The sequence below is a fragment of the Candidatus Parvarchaeota archaeon genome, assembly GCA_016866895.1.
Taxonomy (GTDB): domain Archaea; phylum Micrarchaeota; class Micrarchaeia; order Anstonellales; family VGKX01; genus VGKX01.
In genome coordinates this window covers 1-1,865 of sequence record VGKX01000188.1, presented here as the reverse complement: position 1 = coordinate 1,865, position 1,865 = coordinate 1, and the positions used below count along the sequence as shown (strand labels likewise).

Sequence of the window (1,865 nt, the reverse complement as noted above, 5' to 3'; positions counted from 1 at the left end):
GCACGAAGCCGGCTTGCATGTAATTTCAAACAAGTGCATAAAGATAGAACATGAAAAACTATGCACTGAAAATAGAAAATAAGACAGATTATGAAAAACAAAAGGACTATCGCCAAGGTAAAATGAAAAAAGAGGGCTGGCAAAACGCCAGCCAAACTAACCTCATTGCCTTTTAGTTTTTCGTCTGTATGTTAACGCCTTCTGGCTTCCTAAACACGTTGCCCATTTTTGCCCCAAGGATTGCCTTCACTCCCTTCTTTTCTGCAAGGTCGGCAAACCTCTGCGTCACAATGCCGTCAAACACAACCGCATGCACGGAACTTTCAGCCTCAAGTGTCTTGTACATGTCCCTTATCGGAACTTCCTTGAGCAATCCAAGGCCTGCATCGTAAAACCTTGCCTGCAGTGTGTTTTCAAGCTCAGCAAGGCTTTTTGTTAGGGCCTCTGGAATCTGTGCCATCACAGCCTGGCCTGCGCCTAAGGGGGCCTGTTGCAAGTCCTGCTGCACATCCTGCCGCTGCACTTGCGGCTCCTGTGCAACTTCAAGCTGTGTTTGTTGCTCCTGCCTTGTAGCCTGGGCTTCAGCCTGCTGCTCGGGCTTTGGCCTTATTGCCTGGGCATGCCTTGGCGCAAACTGGTGCGCCTCGTGCTGTCTTGGCGCAGCCGCCTGTGCAGACTCAAACTGGCTCACCTGCGGCGCATCACCCTGCTGCCCCTCGCGCGGCCTGTCAAACTGCCTTGCGCCCCGCTCGCGCCTGTCAAACCTGTCAGGGCGCCTCTCATCATACCTTCCCTCAAACCTTCTGCCCCGCCTTTCAGCCTCCCCATTCCTTTTTTCCTCAGCCGCCTGCTCAAAGGGCACTTTGCCCCTCAGGCACTTGATAAGCTCCTTTCTTGCAAGCTCCTCTACTTCCTTGCCTGATGGCGCGCGGGCAACAAAATCTATCTCGGCAACGTTGGAAAGCTCGTTGAGGATAATGTCCCCTCCCCTGTCGCCGTCCAGGAACACAGTCACTTCCTTTTCCTTTGCAAGCTTTGCAATAGTGCCGCCAACGTTTGCCCCGCCGACCGCAATCACGTTTGTGATGTCGTTTTTGAGCAGGTTGAGCACGTCTGCGCGGCCTTCAACGATAATTATCTCGTTGTATTTTTCAATGCCAGGGCCGCATGGAAGCTTGTCCTCGCCGTAGTCGGAGATTTCGGCAACCTTGACCTCCTGCCTGACCATCTCGGATATCTCCCTGCTTTCGGGAAGCTCGTTTAGTAGCAGGTTTTTGAGAAGCGTCTTTGCCCTCTCCACAAGCACCTTGCGCTTTGCATTTCTTGTGTCCTCGACCTTCTCAACGGCTATTTTTGCCTCGCAGGGCCCAATCCTGTCAACAGTTTCAAGCGCTGATGCAAGAATGCAGGTCTCAACCATGTCAAGCGAAGACGGCAATTTTATTTTGCCGACAGACCTGCCGCCCCTTGGCGTCAGGTCGACCTCAATCCTGCCAATCCTGCCGTTTTTCTGCAAGTCGCGCAGGTCCAGCTCATCGCCAAGCAACCCTTCAGTCTGGCCGAAAATAGCCCCGACAACATCTGGCTTTTCAACCAAGCCCTCAATGTCCACGCTTGCATATACTAGGTATTTTACCGTGTCAATGTATGTTTTGCCCATATAAGTCACCGTTTTCAATCATAATTCCTGTTTTTTTTGAAAATTCCTCTTCAGTGCAGCCTATCTCAAGCACCTTGCTTGCCGACTTTGCCCCGGAAGCTACCTTGACATCGCAGCCAAGCAGCCTGCAAAGCCTTTCAATTAGCTCGCAATTTGCCCTGTTTCCCTCGCGCCCGGATTTTACGCAAACTGTTATCCTCCCTGC

2 protein-coding genes are annotated in these 1,865 nt (G+C 52.0%); both read right to left on the bottom strand.

The window, feature by feature from the left end:
- Positions 1-172: 172 nt before the first annotated feature.
- Positions 173-1,660, bottom strand: coding sequence for a DNA primase (locus FJZ26_05765; protein ID MBM3229915.1), 1,488 nt, complete (start codon positions 1,658-1,660; stop codon positions 173-175).
- The coding region (locus FJZ26_05760; GenBank protein MBM3229914.1) for a DUF167 domain-containing protein at positions 1,641-1,865 on the bottom strand (225 nt) is incomplete at its 5' end. The genes FJZ26_05765 and FJZ26_05760, both read right to left, overlap by 20 nt.

Excerpts from the sequence above, each read along its gene's own strand:
- FJZ26_05765 (MBM3229915.1), bottom strand. The coding sequence starts at position 1,660 with ATGGGCAAAACATACATTGACACGGTAAAATACCTAGTATATGCAAGC.